At 62.9% G+C, this 18329-nt stretch carries 20 protein-coding genes and 1 tRNA gene; 10 read left to right on the top strand and 11 right to left on the bottom strand.

Annotated elements, in window-relative coordinates; translation table 11 throughout:
- The first annotated feature begins 31 nt into the window (after positions 1-31).
- Positions 32-766, top strand: coding sequence for a WecB/TagA/CpsF family glycosyltransferase (locus KR52_RS01260; RefSeq protein ID WP_038551483.1), 735 nt, complete (start codon positions 32-34; stop codon positions 764-766).
- A 4-nt stretch (positions 767-770) separates the two neighbouring features.
- On the opposite strand, the gene KR52_RS01255 is transcribed toward KR52_RS01260, so the two are convergent.
- The gene (locus KR52_RS01255; protein ID WP_025362038.1) at positions 771-914 is read right to left on the bottom strand and encodes a photosystem II reaction center protein K; all 144 of its coding nucleotides are present in this window, start codon (positions 912-914) and stop codon (positions 771-773) included.
- A 31-nt stretch (positions 915-945) separates the two neighbouring features.
- Complete coding sequence (gene tgt / locus KR52_RS01250; protein WP_038551480.1) at positions 946-2064, bottom strand: tRNA guanosine(34) transglycosylase Tgt; 1119 nt, start codon at positions 2062-2064, stop codon at positions 946-948.
- Positions 2065-2093: 29 nt separating this feature from the next.
- On the opposite strand from tgt, the gene cobS reads away from it, so the two are divergent.
- On the top strand, positions 2094-2864 hold the full coding sequence (gene cobS, locus KR52_RS01245) for an adenosylcobinamide-GDP ribazoletransferase (RefSeq protein WP_038551476.1): 771 nt from the start codon (positions 2094-2096) through the stop codon (positions 2862-2864).
- Here the strand turns inward: cobS and KR52_RS01240 are convergent.
- The gene (locus KR52_RS01240; RefSeq protein ID WP_038556672.1) at positions 2824-3945 is read right to left on the bottom strand and encodes a sensor histidine kinase KdpD; all 1122 of its coding nucleotides are present in this window, start codon (positions 3943-3945) and stop codon (positions 2824-2826) included. The genes cobS and KR52_RS01240 overlap by 41 nt on opposite strands.
- A gap of 379 nt (positions 3946-4324) precedes the next feature.
- Here KR52_RS01240 and KR52_RS01235 point away from each other — a divergent pair, with 379 nt between their 5' ends.
- The gene (locus KR52_RS01235; protein WP_038551473.1) at positions 4325-4693 is read left to right on the top strand and encodes a DUF3155 domain-containing protein; all 369 of its coding nucleotides are present in this window, start codon (positions 4325-4327) and stop codon (positions 4691-4693) included.
- Here the strand turns inward: KR52_RS01235 and KR52_RS01230 are convergent, their stop codons facing one another.
- Positions 4694-5266 (bottom strand): alpha/beta hydrolase, encoded by a 573-nt coding sequence (locus KR52_RS01230; RefSeq protein ID WP_038551472.1) that lies wholly within the window; start codon positions 5264-5266, stop codon positions 4694-4696.
- A 56-nt stretch (positions 5267-5322) separates the two neighbouring features.
- Here KR52_RS01230 and purH point away from each other — a divergent pair, with 56 nt between their 5' ends.
- Both purH and KR52_RS01220 read left to right on the top strand, forming a co-directional pair.
- Positions 5323-6885 (top strand): bifunctional phosphoribosylaminoimidazolecarboxamide formyltransferase/IMP cyclohydrolase, encoded by a 1563-nt coding sequence (gene purH, locus KR52_RS01225; RefSeq protein ID WP_038551469.1) that lies wholly within the window; start codon positions 5323-5325, stop codon positions 6883-6885.
- 54 nt (positions 6886-6939) lie between these two features.
- Entirely contained in the window at positions 6940-7398 is a 459-nt protein-coding gene (locus KR52_RS01220) for a DUF4079 domain-containing protein (RefSeq protein WP_038551466.1), read from the top strand.
- Between the two features lie 7 nt (positions 7399-7405).
- Here KR52_RS01220 and KR52_RS01215 read toward each other — a convergent pair whose 3' ends face one another.
- The 4 genes from KR52_RS01215 to sfsA form a co-directional block, all read right to left on the bottom strand.
- Complete coding sequence (locus KR52_RS01215) at positions 7406-8014, bottom strand: DUF1997 domain-containing protein (RefSeq protein WP_038551463.1); 609 nt, start codon at positions 8012-8014, stop codon at positions 7406-7408.
- A gap of 61 nt (positions 8015-8075) precedes the next feature.
- Positions 8076-9275, bottom strand: a complete 1200-nt coding sequence (locus KR52_RS01210) for a 4-hydroxy-3-methylbut-2-enyl diphosphate reductase (protein WP_038551460.1) — start codon at positions 9273-9275, stop codon at positions 8076-8078.
- 111 nt (positions 9276-9386) lie between these two features.
- Positions 9387-10859 carry an ammonium transporter gene (locus tag KR52_RS01205; protein ID WP_038551457.1) on the bottom strand — a complete coding sequence of 491 codons (1473 nt, stop codon included), beginning with the start codon at positions 10857-10859 and terminating at the stop codon, positions 9387-9389.
- A 111-nt stretch (positions 10860-10970) separates the two neighbouring features.
- Positions 10971-11729, bottom strand: a complete 759-nt coding sequence (sfsA, locus tag KR52_RS01200; RefSeq protein ID WP_038551454.1) for a DNA/RNA nuclease SfsA — start codon at positions 11727-11729, stop codon at positions 10971-10973.
- Between the two features lie 68 nt (positions 11730-11797).
- Between sfsA and murJ the strand changes: the two genes are divergently transcribed.
- Positions 11798-13405 carry a murein biosynthesis integral membrane protein MurJ gene (murJ, locus tag KR52_RS01195; RefSeq protein ID WP_038551452.1) on the top strand — a complete coding sequence of 536 codons (1608 nt, stop codon included), beginning with the start codon at positions 11798-11800 and terminating at the stop codon, positions 13403-13405.
- On the opposite strand, the gene KR52_RS01190 is transcribed toward murJ, so the two are convergent.
- The 3 genes from KR52_RS01190 to KR52_RS01180 are packed head-to-tail and all read right to left on the bottom strand — an operon-like array spanning position 13392 to position 14260.
- Positions 13392-13655 (bottom strand): hypothetical protein, encoded by a 264-nt coding sequence (locus KR52_RS01190; RefSeq protein ID WP_038551449.1) that lies wholly within the window; start codon positions 13653-13655, stop codon positions 13392-13394. The genes murJ and KR52_RS01190 overlap by 14 nt on opposite strands.
- A 27-nt stretch (positions 13656-13682) precedes the next feature.
- Positions 13683-13973: a DUF3181 family protein gene (locus KR52_RS01185; RefSeq protein WP_038551446.1), complete on the bottom strand. Its 291-nt coding sequence runs from the start codon at positions 13971-13973 to the stop codon at positions 13683-13685.
- Positions 13974-14014: 41 nt separating this feature from the next.
- Positions 14015-14260, bottom strand: coding sequence for a hypothetical protein (locus KR52_RS01180; RefSeq protein WP_038551443.1), 246 nt, complete (start codon positions 14258-14260; stop codon positions 14015-14017).
- An 88-nt stretch (positions 14261-14348) separates the two neighbouring features.
- On the opposite strand from KR52_RS01180, the gene KR52_RS01175 reads away from it, so the two are divergent.
- The 4 genes from KR52_RS01175 (at position 14349) to KR52_RS01160 (ending at position 18316) form a co-directional block, all read left to right on the top strand.
- A tRNA-Arg gene (locus tag KR52_RS01175) sits at positions 14349-14422 on the top strand.
- Between the two features lie 94 nt (positions 14423-14516).
- On the top strand, positions 14517-15806 hold the full coding sequence (gene glyA / locus KR52_RS01170; RefSeq protein WP_038551439.1) for a serine hydroxymethyltransferase: 1290 nt from the start codon (positions 14517-14519) through the stop codon (positions 15804-15806).
- Positions 15807-15921: 115 nt separating this feature from the next.
- Positions 15922-17064 (top strand): glycosyltransferase family 4 protein, encoded by a 1143-nt coding sequence (locus tag KR52_RS01165; RefSeq protein WP_038551436.1) that lies wholly within the window; start codon positions 15922-15924, stop codon positions 17062-17064.
- On the top strand, positions 17057-18316 hold the full coding sequence (locus KR52_RS01160) for a competence/damage-inducible protein A (RefSeq protein ID WP_038551432.1): 1260 nt from the start codon (positions 17057-17059) through the stop codon (positions 18314-18316). Before KR52_RS01165 ends, KR52_RS01160 begins: the two co-directional genes overlap by 8 nt.
- The last annotated feature ends 13 nt before the right edge of the window (positions 18317-18329 follow it).

Raw genomic sequence — 18329 nt, 5'->3', positions numbered from 1 at the left:
CTCCTAAATTCTCCAACGCAGCCCCACGGCCATGGACTCTGTCAGCACCGCCCCCGATGACCATCACCGCTGCCAGGTGCTCGGCGTTCCGGTGGATGCCTGTCGTGATGTCTGTGCTGCAGCCCTCGGTCTGCATGCCCAAGGCGGCGGACGCATCGTCACCCTCAACGCTGAGATGACCATGTCCGCCCGGGCGGATGCTTCCCTGGGCCAGGCGATCGCAACGGCTGATCTGGTGATCCCCGATGGAGCTGGTGTGGTCTGGGCTCTCGGACGTCAGAACATCCGGGTTGTCAAAACGGCCGGGATTGAACTGGCCTGGACGCTGCTGGAATATGCCGCGGTCCACCGTTGGCGTGTGGCGCTGGTGGGCGCATCACCTGAGGTAATGGCAACGCTGCGTGCGGAGTTACCCCAACGGATCGCCGGGCTCAACCTGGCGCTCGCTGTGGATGGTTATCAAGCGCCCGAAGCTTGGCCGGGCGTTGAGGCTCAGCTCAAGACCTTGAAGCCGGATCTCGTTCTCGTGGCCCTGGGGGTGCCGCGCCAGGAAACCTGGTCGGAACGCGTGGCGTTCGGTCAGCCAGGACTGTGGATGGGTGTCGGCGGCAGTTTTGACGTCTGGGCCGGCACCACAAAACGTGCCCCCGGCTGGATGTGCCGGATGCAGCTTGAGTGGTTGTATCGGCTCATTCAGGAACCATCACGCTGGCGTCGCATGCTGTCGCTGCCAGCGTTTGCTGTGAAGGTTCTTCGGTATGGCTGAGGCTTCAGCGGAAGCCCACAGAGGCCTGCCAGACAAAGGCCAGCAGCAGGAAGAAGACGGGGATCAACGGAAGAATGTCGATCAGCGGAGAGAAGGCCTGATAGGCCTCGGGCAGCTGTGCCAGCAGGTCGAGGGTGAAGGCGGCCATCCCTTGTATCAAAAAGGCGTTGGGCTGGACGCTACCACGTGTGATGGGCTGGTGAGTCTGGCTCCCAGGGAGCGAAATCCTCTGAAAAACAGCCGTCGCGAATGGCCTGTGCCATGGCCGAGGTGAAACGCACGAGCTGGGTGATGTTGTGAATGCTCAGCAAGGTGAGGCCCAGCAGCTCCTCGCTGCGAATCAGGTGATGCAGGTAGGCCCGGGTGTGACCGGTGCAGGCCACACAGGAACAGCTCGGATCCAGGGGGGTGTGGTCGTGGCGAAAGCGGGCATTGCGCAGATTCCAGCGTTCGCCGCCCACGAGGGCGGTGCCATGACGGCCGAGTCGCGTGGGCAAGACGCAGTCGAACAGGTCAATGCCGTTGGCCACGGCAATCGCCATCTCGCGCAGGGTGCCGATGCCCATCAGGTAGCGCGGTTTCTGCGTGGGAAGCAGCGGCGTGACATCCCGCACGATGCGATGCATCTCCTCGGCGGGCTCGCCGACGCTGACGCCACCCACGGCGATGCCCGGCAGATCAAAGGAGGCGACGGCCATGGCACTCTCCCGCCGCAGATGCGGGAAACAACCGCCCTGAACGATGCCGAACAACGCCTGATCTTCGCGGGTGTGGGCCGTGACGCAGCGCTCGAGCCAGCTATGGGTACGGCGACAGGCATCGATCACGTCGTTCTCAGTCGCCGGATAGGGCGGGCATTGGTCGAAGGCCATAGCCACATCCGCCCCGAGGGCCATCTGGATTTGGGTGGCATGTTCCGGGGTCATGTCGATGGTGCGTCCATCGCGGGGGTTCCGGAACACCACGCCACGGTCATCGATCTTGTTCAGGTCCCCCAGGCTGAACACTTGAAAGCCGCCGGAGTCGGTGAGTATCGGGCCGTTCCAGCCCATGAACCGGTGCAGCCCACCGGCCGCCGCCACGATCTCCTCCCCCGGTTGCAGATGCAGGTGGTACGTGTTCGAAAGCACCATCTGGGCTCCCGTGCGCCCCAGTTGCTCCGTGCTGACGCCCTTGACGGTGGCCAGGGTTCCCACCGGCATGAAGCGGGGTGTGTGCACCGGCCCGTGCGGAGTCTCAAAGGTGCCGCAGCGTGCTGATGTGTTGGCGCAATGCGCGTTGATCTCGAAGCCGAACACGACTGATCCGCCCCTGCAATGACCCTACGGTGAGGGCCGATTGCATCCATCTCGCCATTCCCCGGATCGTTCCGCCCTGGCTGTCTGATCTGGCGGGAGCCTGGATCTTTTACACAGTGCTGCCGGCATGGCCCTGGCCGCAGCCCTCGTTTCAGCGCATTGCCCGTTTCGCTCCCTGGATGGGACTGCTGATCGGTGCGTTACAGGGGCTGCTCTGGATCGGTCTCTCCAGGCTCGGTTGGCCTCCGGCTGCCTGTGCTCCCTGCGTGGTGGCCCTTGGCATCCAACTCAGTGGCGGGTTGCACCACGACGGCTTGATCGACACGGCGGATGGCCTCGGGGCGCCAGCGGAGCGGCGGCTGGAGGCGATGAAGGACAGTCGGGTGGGCGCCAGTGGCGTGCTGGCTCTTGTGATGGTGCTGCTCGTGCAGGTTGCGGCCTTGATCCAGCTGGGGGGGCAGGCCCCTCTGGGGCTCTGTCTGGCGGCCTTCTGGGCCCGGGTGGGGCCGCTCTGGGCCATGGCGCGTTTCGACTACCTCCGGGCCGATGGAACCGCCGCCTTTCATCGCGACCATGCCAGGCCGTTCTGGGATGCCTTGCCCGCCTCGCTGGTGGTGGTTCTGTTGGCAGGTTGGGTGGCACTCCTGCCCCTTCTCCTGGGGGGCGTGGTGGCGATCCTGGTGGCCCAGAGCCTCGGGCGACGCCTGGGGGGGCACACCGGCGACAGCTATGGAGCGGTTCTTGTGCTCACCGAGATGATCACGTTGCTGGGTTTGGCCTTGCTCCTGCCAGCCAGCTGAGCACGAACGCATTGCCCAGAGCGGGCAGATCCGGAGCGATCGTGGAAGGCTCCACGCAGAGCTTGAGCTTGCGGCCCTGCTGCTCCGCCAGGGAGCGTGCAAGGGCGAGACCAAGGCCGGTGCCCGCCCGCTCTTGTCCGGTGGACCCTCGCGCTCCCCGTTCGAAAATCAGATCGCGCTCCTCCAGGGGGATCGGCGGCCCGTTGTCCCAGACGCAGAGCCCATCAGGCAACAGGCAAAGGCCCACGGTGCAACCCGCTGGGCTGTAGCGAAATGCATTTTCAAGAAGGTTGGCGACGATTTCTGCGATCGTTCCGTCCTGGGCCGGCTGATCAATCCACTGGGGCCATTGCTGCGGCCCCTGCCAGGGGCGGCCCTGCAGGCTTGCCGTCGCTTCTGCCCGCTCCAGCAGGGGCAGCAGCAGGGTTTGCATGGTCGCCGTGCCGTTGGCTGGCCCGGGGGGCAGAAGGGTGGGACCAAGGGGTTCCTGCTGGGGGAGACGGTGCTGCCCGAGCCCATCGAGCACATCGATGTACTGGCCGAGTTGGCGTTGCTCCGAGAGCATCCCCTCCACGAGAGAACGGTGGGAGCTGTCGGCTTCGAGGCGCCGCAGCAGCAGCTGGGCGTAGGTGCGCAGGGCCGCCAGTGGATTGCGCAACTGGTGAACGAGGGTGCGCAGTTGATCGTTGTTTTGGTTGAGTTCCTGGCGGAGTTGCAGGCATTCCAGATCTCGCCCGAGGGCGTGGCTGATCGCGGCGGCGCTGCGCCGCATCCGTTGGTCCAGGGCCAGCGTCCAGCTTCGTTGCGGATCCAGGTCGGCGCGCAGGGCCCCCAGGATCAGTCCTGCATCCTGCAGGGGATACCAGCGCCGATTCTGGTGCGGCAGGCGCAGGTTCGGGTCGGCGTCGGCAGGGGGAAGAGAGCGTTCATTGGCAGACCACTGCCGGAGGAGCAGCAAGGGCGGGCCTGGCTGATTGGGTGGTGAACTGACGTACAGCCCCAAGTGCTGAATGCCTTCCTGGGCGGTCAGATCAGCCAGCTGTTGATCACTGAAGTCGAGGAATCGATCGGTGAGCTGCATCAGACGGCCGATCAATTCAGGCGATGACGCAAGCCTGCGCCCGGGGGACTTGAAAAATCTGGGAAAAGTCTTAAGATCCTGATATCGACCGAGGCGCTGTTCGTTGTGAACAGACGTCCGCCAGCTCTCACAACGGTTGCATTTGCTTTGCGACCAAAGCTACAGCAGAGGCTGCAGTGTCCTCCGCTGGTTCCCGCTTGGGTGTTGGTGTTCTGCCAGTGATTGTGGGGAGTCCTCAATCGCTTTGACGCGGTCTCTCACGTCTGGAATTACCACTCAGACGTTTTTTGACGATTCCGTGGTGATGGTTTTTCGCCGATGCGGAGTCTGTCTGGTCTGACGAATCACCTCTTTCCTCTTCTCTATTTGGAGCCCTTCCATGTCCAAGAAGCGCAAGCGCATCAGCCGTCGTCGTCTGGCAGGTCAGCGGGTTTTGGCGCATGTGCCAACCCATCACCTGGAAACCGGCGAGTACAAGCCTGTGACGGCCGCGCGGCGCTACATCGCCGAGGGCGGACTGGTGCCTCCGGCTCTGTTGCATGTGCGTCGCAATGAGCACACCACCGACCGCTTCTTCTGGGGTGAGAAGGGTCTATTTAGTGCTCAATACGCCGAGGAGAACCATTTCCTCTTCCCGTCACTGCGCACGATTGTTGATTCCATCGGTGAAGACAAGCTCTTTGAGGGCCTTGAGCTTGGCGCTGATGATTGGGAGGAAATGGAGGAATACGAATACGCCTTCGTTTGATCAGACGTTCTCCAGAACACGCTCGATAAACAGCAGGATCGGCTGCACCATCTCGTCGGGGATGGTGTGGCCGTTTTTGAATGGGATCGTCTGGCATCTCTCGGCCTGCAGCTGTGATGCGATCGCTTGCATGGCCTGGAACGGAACCACGGGGTCGTCAGACCCATGCATCAACAACACTGCCGGATGTTGCTGGGGACGAGCCCAGTTGGGGTGCGGGTAGCCGCTGCAACTGATCACTCCGGCGATGGGCAGGGCGCAGCCCCCCTCCAGAGCCATGGCACCTCCCTGGGAAAAGCCGAACACCACCGTTCGTTCGAGTCCAAGGTCTGAGCTGCTCAGGCTCTGAAGTTGGGCCTTGAGGCGCTCAATGGCCGCGGGCACGGCATCCCACTGGGCTGGGAACAGGCCATACCACTGGCGTCCTTCCGGTTGGTCGGGATGGCGTTCAGGGGCCTCTAGGCACACCACATCGAGGGTTTTTGAGCTCTCACCAGCCAGGCGATCGCCCAGGGGCTTGAGATCCTCTCCATTGGCTCCCCAGCCGTGGAGCAGCACCAGCCGGCCATCCATGGGGCATCAACATCACTGCTGCGTAGGTTGGCTCACGACCCAGTCACGACCCTTCGATGGCTCCTGTCGCTCTGTTGAGTGTTTCCGACAAGTCCGGGCTGGTGCCCCTGGCGGAGGCCCTGCATCGGACCCACGGCTATCAGTTGCTTTCCAGTGGAGGCACGGCCAAGGTGCTCGAGCAGGCCGGCCTTCCAGTGACCCGTGTGTCGGAGCACACCGGTGCCCCCGAAATTCTTGGCGGTCGTGTGAAAACGCTCCACCCAAGGGTGCACGGCGGAATTCTGGCCAAGCGCAGTGACGCGTCCCACCAGGCTGATCTTGGGCAGCAGAACATTTCCCCCATCGATGTGGTGGTGGTCAACCTTTATCCCTTCCGCGAAACGATTGCACGGCCCGACGTCAGCTGGGATCAGGCGATCGAGAACATCGACATTGGTGGCCCCGCCATGGTGCGGGCGGCCGCTAAAAACCATGCCGATGTGGCTGTTCTCACCAGCCCTGATCAATACGACCGTCTGTTGACCGCCATGACCGAGTCGGGCGGGAGCGTGCCTCCGGAGTTGCGGCGTCAACTGGCCCTCGAAGCGTTCCAGCACACCGCGTCGTACGACACCGCGATCAGCCGCTGGATGGCGGAGCAAAACGCCGCGGACGACAGCCCCTGGTTGGAGGCGGTGCCGCTGCGGCAGACCCTTCGCTACGGCGAAAATCCCCACCAAAAAGCGCGCTGGTTCAGCCACCCCAAACAGGGTTGGGGTGGCGCCATTCAGCTGCAGGGCAAGGAGCTGAGCACCAACAACCTTCTGGATCTCGAGGCAGCCCTCGCCACGGTGCGGGAGTTCGGCTACGGAGCCGACGGCTCCGCTCCGGCGTTGCAACCCGCGGCCGTGGTCGTCAAGCACACCAATCCCTGTGGTGTGGCGATCGGAGCCTCGCTGCCTGCAGCACTGACGCGGGCCCTGGATGCGGATCGGGTGAGTGCCTTCGGCGGCATCATCGCCATGAACGGTGTGGTGGAAGCCACGGCGGCCCGTGAGCTCACCAGCCTGTTCCTGGAATGTGTCGTGGCACCGGGCTTCACGCCCGAGGCGCGGGAGGTGCTAGCGGCCAAAGCCAATCTGCGCCTGTTGGAGCTGGCTCCCCAGGCCATTGATCTGGCCGGCCCCGATCATGTGCGCAGCATCCTGGGTGGTGTTCTTGTTCAGGATCTCGACGACCAGGCGATCACGCCGGCCGACTGGAGCGTGGCCAGCCAGCGCCCGCCCGCACCGCAGGAAAAGCTGGATCTGGAATTTGCCTGGCGTTTGGTGCGTCACGTTCGCTCCAACGCCATCGTTGTGGCCAAGGATGGCCAGAGCCTCGGCGTGGGTGCTGGTCAGATGAATCGCGTGGGCTCAGCGCGGATTGCCCTGGAGGCTGCGGGTGAGAAAGCCCAGGGGGCCGTGCTGGCCAGTGATGGCTTCTTCCCGTTTGATGACACGGTGCGTCTGGCTGCCAGCCACGGCATCACCGCCGTGATTCATCCCGGCGGGAGCATGCGCGATGGCGATTCGATCAAAGCCTGCGACGAGCTCGGCCTGGCGATGCAGCTCACGGGCCGCCGCCATTTTCTGCACTGACGCTGGTGGGGGCCGCCGGCCCCCTAGCCTCGCGGCACTGAAGAGTCCCCCTCAATGCTCGCCACCCTCCCCTTCAGCCTCAATTTCGCCCACCCCCTAACCGAGTGGGGCCTGCTCGCCGTTGGTGGTTGGGCTCTTTACCTGGGGATCAAGGTCAAGAAAACCCGCACCGGCACCCCAGAACAACGCAAAGAGCTGGTGCCGAAAAAGTTCGCCCAGCGCCATTACCTCTGGGGCAGCATCCTGCTGGCCGTGATGACCCTCGGCACGCTTGGTGGCATGGCGGTCACCTATCTGAACAATGGCAAGTTGTTCGTCGGTCCGCACCTGCTGGTGGGTCTGGCGATGACCGGGATGATCGCCGTCGCCGCGTCGCTCTCACCCCTGATGCAGCGGGGCAATGTGATTGCGCGCAAAGCTCATGTCGGCCTGAACATGGGCATGCTCACACTGTTCCTCTGGCAGGCTGTCAGCGGCATGGAGATTGTCAACAAGATCTGGACCAACCGCTGACGATCCTTCAGAAGGCTGCCCGCTGACGGGGTGGGCAGCACAGGCCATGGGCGGCATGGAAATCCTCCTGGACCTTCCAGGTCAGCCGACGTGAAATCTGACGGACGATCTGCTTAAGCAGATGATCCCCACTGCTCTGGACCAACTGATTCGGGAGCATGGTGATCACTTTGGGAAGACGGATCCAGACCTTGAGATCCAGGTCCCACTCCACGGAGGTGTTCTCCTGCTCCGGGATCAGGCGCATCCCAGCGCGGAAGTCGACGTCGTAGTGATTGCGCAGGGCGAGGGACTGCGGCACCGTCCGAACGGTTTCGATCCGGTAGATCCCTTTCTGCTTCGGCAGCAGTCGCAGAGCGATCGTGGGCTCCACTTCAAAGCCGAAGTTGCCGAAGCGCCCCAGGGTCAGGCTGTAGGACTGGCGATCGATGGCCTCCACCTGCATCGGGCTGGCGCAACGTTCAAACCAGCTCTGATGGTCATCCAGGTAGCGGGCCACCACCGCCTGGGGCGCCAGCATCTGCATTGAATCCTCGAAGTGGCTGGAGTAGCAGCGCACCTGCGGGTCGTCACCGTGAAGCTGATTGTCGGTTTCAGTGGGCGACAAGACCGTCACGGATGAGGAGCAGCCGGCGAAGGGCGGATTAAAGATGAACCAATGTAAAGCTCGCTGTGATTCAGCTTTCGCTCAATTGCATCAGTTTTTCGATCACCTCTTCCACGGCCCTGTCGGGGGTTGAAGCGCCGGAGGTGATTCCCACCCGAACGGGGCCCTCTGGCAGGAAATCGCCCTCGCGAGAGAGTTCGGCCGCCAGTGGTTTGTGTTCGATCGAATTGTTGCCGACGTCAATGCGTTCGGGCGTGTCGATGTGGAAGGAGCGGATGCCGCGGCTGATGGCGATCTCCTGCAGGTGGGTGGTGTTGGATGAGTTGAAACCACCGATCACCACCATCAGGTCCAGGGGTTCATCCACCAGGGAGAACATGGCGTCCTGACGCTCCTGGGTGGCGTCGCAGATGGTGTTGAAGGCCAGGAAGTGGTCGTTGAGCTGGGTTGGACCGTACTTGCTCAACATCGTGCGTTCGAACAGGCGTCCGATCTCTTCCGTCTCGCTTTTGAGCATCGTGGTCTGGTTGGCCACACCCAGCCGTTCAAGGTCCTGATCAGGATCAAATCCCGGGGAGCAGGCCTTGGCAAAGCGTTTGATGAAGTCATCACGGTTCCCTCGGCCGAGGATGTAATCGGCGACGTATTGGGCTTCGTCCAGATCCAGAACCACCAGATAGGTGCCGGCAAAGGAGCTGGTGGCCAGCGTCTCCTCGTGTTTCACCTTGCCGTGAATGATCGAGGTGAAGGTGTGCTTTTTGTGTTTCTCCACGGTGTTCCACACCTTGGAGACCCAGGGGCAGGTGGTGTCGACGATGTGGCAGCCCCGCTCGTTCAGCAACTGCATTTCCTGAACGGTGGCGCCGAAGGCCGGCAGGATCACCACATCACCGGAGGTGACACCGGAGAAGTCCTTCACCCCCTGGTCGACGGGAATGAACTGAACATTCATCTCTCTGAGGTGATCATTCACCGAAGGGTTGTGAATGATCTCGTTCGTGATCCAGAGACGCTCGCTGGGGTAGTGCTTGCGGGTTTCGTAGGCCATCGCCACGGCCCGTTCAACGCCCCAGCAGAACCCAAACGCTTCCGCAAGACGAACGTTGAGCCGGCCGTGTTCCAGCCGGTAGCCGTTATCCCGAATCGTGCCGATCAGTCCACTCTGGTAGGCCTGCTCAAGGCTTTCTGCCACTTCCTCGGCGCGCCCGAAGCCTCTGCGGTTGTAACGCTCGGAATGGTGGAGGGAGCGCTTGAAGGCGTGGGTGTCCATGGAGGGCGCTGGAGTGGGGGAACTCTATGTGGCCTGAAGCGGCGCGTCAGGCAGTAAAAAAGCCCGGCCAATCGGCCGGGCTTGGGATCAACGAATGATGCCTGAAGCCAATCAGTTGTTGATCGTGGAGAAACCGGCGTAGGCCTCCATGCCGTGTTCGCCGATGTCCAGACCTTCGGTCTCCTCCTGTTCGGTGACGCGGATGCCTCCGAAGAGGGCGCCGATGATCTGCCAGGCGATGTAGCAGGTCACCACGGTCCAGATGGCGTAGGCACCAGCACCCAGGGCCTGGATGCCGAGCTGATCAACGCCGCCGCCAACAAGCAGGCCGAGGCCGGAGCCATCACCCTGGATGTCGAAGCCCCACAGGCCGATGACGATCGTGCCCCAAACGCCGCACACACCGTGCACGGAGAAGGCACCGACGGGGTCGTCGATTCCTGCGGCATCAAGAGCCGCGACAGAGAAGACGACGATGATGCCGCCCACCAGACCAGCCACCCAGGAGCCCGTCAGGGTGAGGTTGCCGCAACCGGCGGTCACGCTCACCAGGCCGGCCAGGATGCCGTTGATGATCATGGTGAGGTCAGGCTTCTTGGAGGTGATCGTGGAGAGCACCGTGGCGCCGATGGCACCGCCGGCAGCTCCGAGCGTGGTGGTGACGGCCACATAGGGAACCCACTGGTCCATGGCCAGCTGGGAGCCGGGGTTGAAGCCGTACCAGCCGATCCAGAGGATCAGAGCGCCGAGGGTGGCGATGGACATGTTGTGGCCAGGGATGGCCTGAACCTTGCCGTCGACATATTTGCCGATGCGGGGTCCGAGCAACATGGCGCCGACGAGCCCGGCCCAGGCTCCAACGGAGTGGACGATCGAGGAACCAGCAAAGTCGATGAATTCGACGCTGCCAACGCTGTTGAGCCAGCCACCGTTCCATTCCCAGCTGCCGGCAATCGGGTAGATGACTGCGGTGAGCACCAGGGCGAAGATCACGAACTCGCCGAACTTGATCCGCTCAGCCACAAGACCGGAAACGATCGTGGCGGCGGTTCCGGCGAAGGCTGCCTGGAACAGGAAATCAACGGTGGGAACCAGACCTGCATCGCTGATGGTTTCAGCGGTGACGGTCGGATCGAAGAAGAAGCCCGCGAAGTACAGCCAGCCGTCGATGACGGAACTTCCGTACATGAAGGAATAGCCAACGAACCAGTAGGCGGTCACCGCAAGGGCGAACACGAACAGGTTCTTGGCGAGGATATTGACGGCATTCTTTTGCCGGCACATGCCTGCTTCGACCATGGCGAAGCCGGCGTTCATGAAGATCACCAGGATGGTGGCGACCAGAAGCCAGAGGTTGTTGGCCAGAAAAGCGGCGGAGAGCTCAGGCAGCTCTTCGGCTTTGGCCGACAGCGTAAAAATGCCAAGGCCCATCAGCGCCAGGGGCGCACAGGCGAGCCAGGTCATGGCACGGTTGGAACTGAAGCCCCGGATGCTCTTCAGGAGCAACATCGGGCCTTCCAGGAGGCTTGCCTCCTGAAGTGTTTTGCGCCGCCTTTGCGGTGGCGCTTGGAATGCAGTTGTCATGAACGAGGGTGCAGAGCTGCGTGAGGCATCTGGACTTGTTTCCAGATGAACATTCCCACGGTGCCTTGCGATGGCGCACTTTCTTGTTCGATCTGCTACCAAAACTCAATCTCAATGGAGGGGCCGGGTCCCCTGCCAGTGCACCGCATCGGCGCTGAAGCTGAAACAGCACGGCAGAACCTCCACACCGCTGCCGGTGGCTTGGCGGAACAGCTCTCCGTAGCGCGGATCAGCGCTGTCGCCGGGAGCAAAGCCCTCCACATCCGGGCGGCTGAGACAGGGCACCAACACCGCCCGCGCCTCCGGAAGCACACCCATCAGTTCAATCAGATGCTTCTGCCCCCGTTCGGTGACCGTGTCGGGGAACAGGGCCGTGCTGCCGTCGGTCCAGGTGGTGTTCTTCACCTCCAGGTAGATCGGTCGTTGATCGGGGTTCTGCTCGGCCGGGCTCAGCAGGAGGTCGATCCGGCTGCGCTTGTTCGTGCCGTAGGCCACCTCGGCGCGGATCCCCGCAATGGCGCCGAGTTGGGCCTCCAGGCACCCTGCTTCGACCGTGGCGCGAATCAGGCGGTTTGGCAGGGCCGTGTTGATGCCGACCCAGCAGGGCTGGCCATCGGCGCCTGGCACTTCGGCTTGCTCCCAGGTCCAGGCCAGTTTGCGTTTGGGGGAGGGGGCGTGGCGCAGACGCACCCGTTGGCCAGGGATCAAGACTCCGGTCATCGGCCCGGTGTTGGCGCAGTGGGCGGTGACGGTCTCGCCGCTGCTCAGCTCCACATCGGCCAGGAAGCGTTTGTAGCGCTTCAGCAGCACGCCCTCCGTCAGGGTTTCGAAGCGCAGCAGGGGATCGCCCGGAGAGGGAAGGCCAGTCATGGCAGCAGCCGAGATGGGCCCATGGTCTCGTGTGGTGCCTCCACAATGCGCCCAGTGCTGGGGGGCGAATGGCGCGTTCACTGAAGGGGATCGCACTGGTGGTGACCCTCGGCACCCTGCTGAGCAAGGTGGGTGGCCTGGTTCGGCAGCTGGTGATTGCCGCCGCTTTCGGTGTTGGTGCGGCCTATGACGCTTACAACTACGCCTATGTGCTGCCTGGATTTCTGCTGATCCTGCTCGGCGGGATCAATGGCCCCTTCCACAGCGCCATGGTGAGTGTGCTGAGCCGGCGACCACGGGTCGAAGGAGCACACATCCTTGCGGCGCTCAACACCAGCGTCAGCGCTCTGTTGCTGCTGGTGACGGTCGTTCTGGTGGTTGCGGCGGATCCTTTGATCACCCTGGTGGGGCCGGGTCTGTCCCCCGAGCTCCACGCCATCGCTCGGGTTCAGCTGCAGGTGATGGCACCGATGGCATTGCTGGCCGGGCTGATTGGGTTGGGCTTCGGATCCCTCAACGCTGCTGATGAATTCTGGATTCCGGCGATTTCACCGCTGATGTCCAGCGGAGCCTTGATTCTGGGGGTGGGACTGCTGTGGTGGCAGCTCGGTGCTGAGATCGCCTTGCCGTCCGCCGCCATGACAGGCGGTGTGGTGCTGGCCTTGGCCACGTTGGTGGGAGCCCTGCTGCAGTGGCTGATCCAGCTGCCGGCGTTGATACGGCAGGGGTTGGCCCGTTTTCAGCTGGTCTGGGACTGGCGGCATCCCGGCGTGCGCGAGGTGTGGCGTGTGATGGGGCCGGCGACGCTGTCGTCCGGAATGCTGCAGATCAATGTGTTCACGGATCTGTTTTTCGCCTCCGGCATCGTCGGTGCGGCGGCGGGTCTGGGCTACGCCAATTTGCTGGTGCAGACGCCCCTGGGCCTGATCTCGAATGCATTGCTGGTGCCCTTGCTGCCCACCTTCGCCAGGCTCACGGCCCCGGCGGATCGACCGCAGCTGATCGAACGGATCCGGCAGGGGTTGATGCTGTCTGCTGCATCGATGATTCCCCTGGGGGGACTGTTCATCGCCTTGGGCGGTCCCATTGTTGCCCTGGTCTATGAGCGTGGTGCCTTCGATGCGTCAGCCGTCCAGTTGGTGACGGGCTTGCTGATGGCCTATGGCCTGGGCATGCCGGCGTATCTCGGCCGGGATGTGCTGGTGCGTGTCTTTTATGCCCTCGGCGATGGGACGACGCCCTTTCGGTTCTCGCTGGCGGGGATCGGTCTGAACGTGATTTTTGATTGGTTGCTTGTGGGTGGTCCGACCCCGTGGGGGGATCAGTCGCCGTTCAATTTCGGCGCACCCGGGTTGGTGCTCGCCACGGTTGCCATCAATCTGCTCACCTGTCTTGCCCTGTTGGTTGGTCTTCAGCAACGGATTTCAGGGCTTCCTCTGCGGCGTTGGGGGCTTGATCTGTTGCGGCTGGCCATCGCCGGTGTGCTGGCCGCCGGGGTCGTCAAGATCCTCGTGGCTTTGGTGACCTGGCCTTCAGGACTGGTGGGTCTGCTGCTGCAGGTTTCTGCCCCTGGCCTGCTGGGCCTGGTGCTGTTCGGCACCATCGGCGCTCAACTCAAGGTGCCGGAGGTGCGTGAGCTCACGCAGTTGGTGGTGGGTCGATTCAGGCCTCGCTGAGACGCACATCACGCTCTTCACGCACCTGGATGGGGAGTTCCAGCTGTTCACGACCCACGAGCTGCGGGCCCTGAACAGACACGATCCTTGCTTCGATGCCGAATTCCTTGAAAGCGGTTTCCAGTTCCTGAATCAGCGCTTTTTCAACCTGAGCCTCCGCATCCACCACCCGTCCGATCAGCCGCTCACCCAGTCGGCCGATGCGCTGACGAACAACATCTCTGGAGTTGGTGACTTCAATGATCAGCACACCAACCGCTGCGGAAGGACTGCAACCTTATCCGCAGTACGGCTCGAGGATCTCCTCGAGATCGCGCAATTGGGCGGGGGGAATCAGCTTGGCAAGAGGGAGTTGACTGGCGCCACCCGCCAGCGGCACCTTCACGGCGTCGAGGGCCTGCCGGGCCGCGACCTCAGCACCCTGATTGACGCGGGCACTGCATTCGATCGCCAGGGCGGAGGCCAGGTCGGCATCGCCTAGATACAGATGCCAGCCGCTGATCTGAACGTAGAGGCGATCAGCCAAAACGTTCTGGAGGTCCTGCAGGTCGCTGGCGGAAAGGGACATCGGCCCAGGAGGTTTGAGGGGGACTGGCCACCATGCTGGCCTTATTCAGCCGGCTTGGGTCGCTGAAGAATCACCCAAATCAATTGGCCCAGCCACAGGGTGGCCCAGAGGCTGGTGACCCAGGTCAGGCTCCCGTCAGGGAAGGGGTGGCGCATCTCCTGCAGGAACCAGCCGCCGCTGGTCACCGCAGCGAAGACCCCGCCATGCAGGCAGAGGTTCACGATGCGCTCGAAATGCCGGTAGGTCGGATCCTCAGGGTCAGCGGGGCCATACCAGCGGATTGGCATTGCTTGAGCTCAGAAACCCCTGAATCCTGACGCGACCCGGACCCAGTTGACGAGCGGACCCTCGATGGGGTCTGATGGTTTGGCGCAAGCGCTTGTAGCTCAGCGGATTAGAGCATCTGACTACGGATCAGAGGGTCGGGAGTTCGAATCTCTCCAGGCGCGTTTCAACTGCCCCCATGGGCAGTTTTTTTTTGGTTGATCGCTCGGTCTGTTCACAGTGGTTTCTTACGATTGGTCAACGCTGTACTGACACTTCATGGGCCAGGCCTCTGGACGCGCCATCGACGCTGATCTGGCTCAGTCGGATCCTGATATTGCTGCGTTCATCAACCAGGAGCGACAGCGTCAGGAAACCCACCTTGAATTGATTGCATCGGAGAACTTTGCGTCTCGCGCCGTGATGCAGGCCCAGGGGTCTGTGCTCACCAACAAGTACGCCGAGGGACTCCCCAGCAAGCGCTACTACGGGGGGTGTGAACACGTTGATGCCATCGAGGAGCTGGCCATCGAGCGGGCCAAGCAGCTGTTTGGTGCTGCCTGGGCCAACGTGCAGCCCCATAGCGGTGCCCAGGCCAACTTCGCCGTTTTTCTGGCGCTGCTCAAGCCCGGCGACACGATCATGGGGCTCGATCTGTCCCATGGCGGTCACCTGACCCATGGTTCTCCCGTCAACGTCAGTGGCAAGTGGTTCAACGTCGTCCAGTACGGCGTCGACAAGCAGACCCAGCGTCTGGACATGGCGGCGATTCGCCAGCTTGCTTTGGAGCACAAGCCCAGGTTGATTGTTTGTGGCTATTCCGCTTATCCACGCACCATCGATTTCGCTGCGTTCCGCGCCATCGCAGATGAAGTGGGTGCCTATCTGCTGGCCGATATGGCCCATATCGCCGGGCTCGTGGCAGCTGGTGAGCATCCCAGCCCGGTGCCTCACTGCGATGTGGTCACCACCACCACCCACAAGACCCTGCGTGGTCCCCGCGGTGGCCTGATCCTCTGCCGCGATGCCGAGTTCGCCAAGAAGTTCGACAAGGCCGTCTTCCCTGGCAGTCAGGGCGGCCCCTTGGAGCACGTGATTGCTGCCAAGGCTGTGGCCTTCGGCGAAGCGTTGCAGCCTTCGTTCAAGGCCTACAGCCAGCAGGTGGTTGTCAATGCGGCGGCCCTCGCTGAACAGCTGATCGCCCGCGGCATCGATGTCGTCAGTGGCGGCACCGACAACCACGTGGTGCTGCTGGATCTCAGGGGCATCGGAATGACGGGGAAAGTGGCTGATCTGCTGGTGAGTGATGTTCACATCACAGCCAACAAGAACACCGTTCCCTTTGATCCCGAATCGCCCTTCGTCACCAGTGGCCTGCGGCTGGGGACCGCTGCACTCACCACCCGTGGTTTCGATGCGCAAGCCTTCCGCGAGGTCGCGGATGTGATTGCTGATCGTCTTCTTAATCCTGAGGATGATGCGATGCGCCAGCGGTGCCTGGATCGGGTGGCTGCGCTGTGTGAGCGCTTTCCGCTCTATGCCGACAGCAAGCAGCCTGTGCTGGCATGAGGCTCGGCCTTAGCGCTTCAACGGGCTTTGCTGGTGTCTGGTCTGTGGGTTACTGGCTCTTTAGGATTGAGATGACTCCTTCTGACCGGGGGATCGTCTCTTTCCTGGAGCAGTCGTGAATCTCTTGGCCAGCCCAATCGCGGTCGCCTCGGTCAGTTTTCTTCTGGCGGCGGCAATCACTACGGTGCTGGTGCCCCAGGTTCGACGGTTGGGTCTGCGCTTCGGTTGGACCGATCAACCGGATGAGCGCAAACAGCACATCACCCCCATGGTGAGGCTCGGGGGAATTGCCATGCTGCTGGGTTTTGGTCTTGCCCTGGCGGCGGTCTGGTCGATGGGGGGCTTCGGACTGCTGGCCCCAGCCAGAGACCAATTGATTTGGAGCACCTTGGCGGGCTCGCTCTGCTTCTTTCTGATCGGCCTGGCGGATGATCTCTTCGCCCTCTCGCCATGGCCGCGACTGGCTGGACAGGTCGCCGTGGCCATGGCGGTCTGGAGTCAAGGGGTTCGCATTGGAGCCATCGATCTTCCCTGGCTCACCGCGTCGGCAGGTCCGATTGCCTTGCCGAACAGCCTCGGCCTTCTGGCGACCGTGGTCTGGCTGGTGGGAATCACCAATGCCATCAACTGGTTGGATGGCCTCGATGGCCTTGCCGCCGGGGTGGCAGGCATCGCCGCTGTCGGGCTGGTGTCCGTCAGCTTTTCGTTGCATCAGGTGGCCGCTGGATTCCTCGCCGCTGCCCTGTCGGGCTGCTGCCTGGGCTTCCTGCGGCACAACTTCAATCCCGCCCGGATTTTCATGGGCGATGGAGGTTCTTACTTTCTCGGCTTCACCCTCGCTGCCGTGAGCATCGTGGGCCCCGCCAAAGGGCTTACAACCGTAAGCCTTTTGCTGCCCTTGCTGATTCTCTCGCTTCCTCTGGCCGACATGTCGGCCGTGATCATGGGGCGTCTGCGGGAAGGCCGCTCCCCCTTCTACCCCGACCGCCGTCATCTGCATCACCGCCTGCTGCGCGCCGGATTCAGCCATCGGCGCACAGTTCTCCTGATCTACGTCTTCACCCAGTGGCTCGCAGCCCTGGCCCTGGTGGTGGCCAACGCTGAGATGCGATTCCTCTGGCTGGCTTTGGCCACCGCCATCCTCGTGGCCACCGTTGTGATCAGCCGGCGCCAGCTGCAACACGAGCGGGCCCTGATGAACACCACGCCGCGTTCCACCCCTGTGGATCCCGTCTCTCTCGGGGAGCCGCGTGGCTGAAGCGGGCGTCGAAATCCTGTGCGTGGGCACGGAGCTGCTGTTGGGGGACATCCTCAACGGCAATGCCCGATGGATTGCTGAACAGTTGGCGTGCCTGGGGCTTCCGCATTACCGCCAGACCGTCGTCGGTGACAACAAAGACCGTCTGGTTGCCGCCGTGCGCGAGGCGTCCCAACGCTGCAGGGTTCTCGTGACGACCGGAGGTCTGGGCCCCACACCCGATGACCTCACCACAGAGGCCCTGGCCGCTGCCTTCGAGACTCCCCTTGAGGAGCGACCTGAACTTTGGCTGGAGATCCAGCGGAAGTTATCGGCGGGTGGCCGCGCGGTGGCGCTCAGTAACCGCAGCCAGGCTTATTTCCCTCGTGGGGCGGAGATCCTTCCCAATCCAAAGGGGTCGGCGCCCGGGATGATCTGGTCGCCCCGGCCTGATTTCACGATCCTCACCTTCCCGGGGGTGCCTTCGGAGATGCAGGCGATGTGGACGGAGACGGCCGTTCCCTGGCTTCAAGCCAATGCTGGGACGTCAGGTGTGTTTGTCAGCCGTCAGCTTCGCTTCAGCGGCATTGGTGAATCCGATCTGGCGGAGCGCGTTGCCGATCTGTTGACGTCGACCAATCCAACGGTGGCACCCTATGCCTCGCTCGGAGATGTGAAATTGCGGCTCACGGCCTGTGCGCCCACGGCCGATGCCGCCGCCCAGATGCTGGTGCCGCTGGAGGCCGAGTTGCGCCGTCGCACAGGGGACCACTGCTATGGGGTGGATGAGGACAGCCTGGCGTCGGTGGTGATCGACTTGCTCCGCCACCGCCATCAGACGATGGCGGTGGCGGAGTCCTGCACCGGTGGTGGACTGGCGGCAGCCCTCACGGCTGTTCCAGGGTCTTCGTCGGTCTTCCAGGGTGGCGTCGTCGCCTACAGCAATGACGTGAAACAGGGCTTGCTCGGGGTGTCTCCGGATCTGCTCGTCACCCATGGGGCTGTCTCGGAACCTGTGGTCGAGGCGATGGCCCGGGGAGTACGGGAGCGGCTGGAGTGCGACTGGGCGATTGCGGTGAGCGGCATTGCCGGCCCTGGCGGTGGCAGTGTTGAGAAGCCGGTGGGCTTGGTGCACCTGGCCTTGGCCGGCCCCCATGGTTGTGAGACCTGGGTGCAGCATTTCGGTGAGCGGCGGGGCCGGGCGGCCATTCAGAGGCTGAGTGTGATCCGCGGTTTGGACCGTCTGCGTCTGCGCTTGCTCGCTCAGGTTTAGGGTCAACGGTCCT

The sequence above is a fragment of the Synechococcus sp. KORDI-52 genome (genome assembly GCF_000737595.1).
Classification (GTDB): Bacteria; Cyanobacteriota; Cyanobacteriia; order PCC-6307; family Cyanobiaceae; genus Parasynechococcus.
The sequence above is the reverse complement of the archived record's forward strand: the minus strand, read 5'-3'. Positions and strand labels throughout refer to the sequence as shown.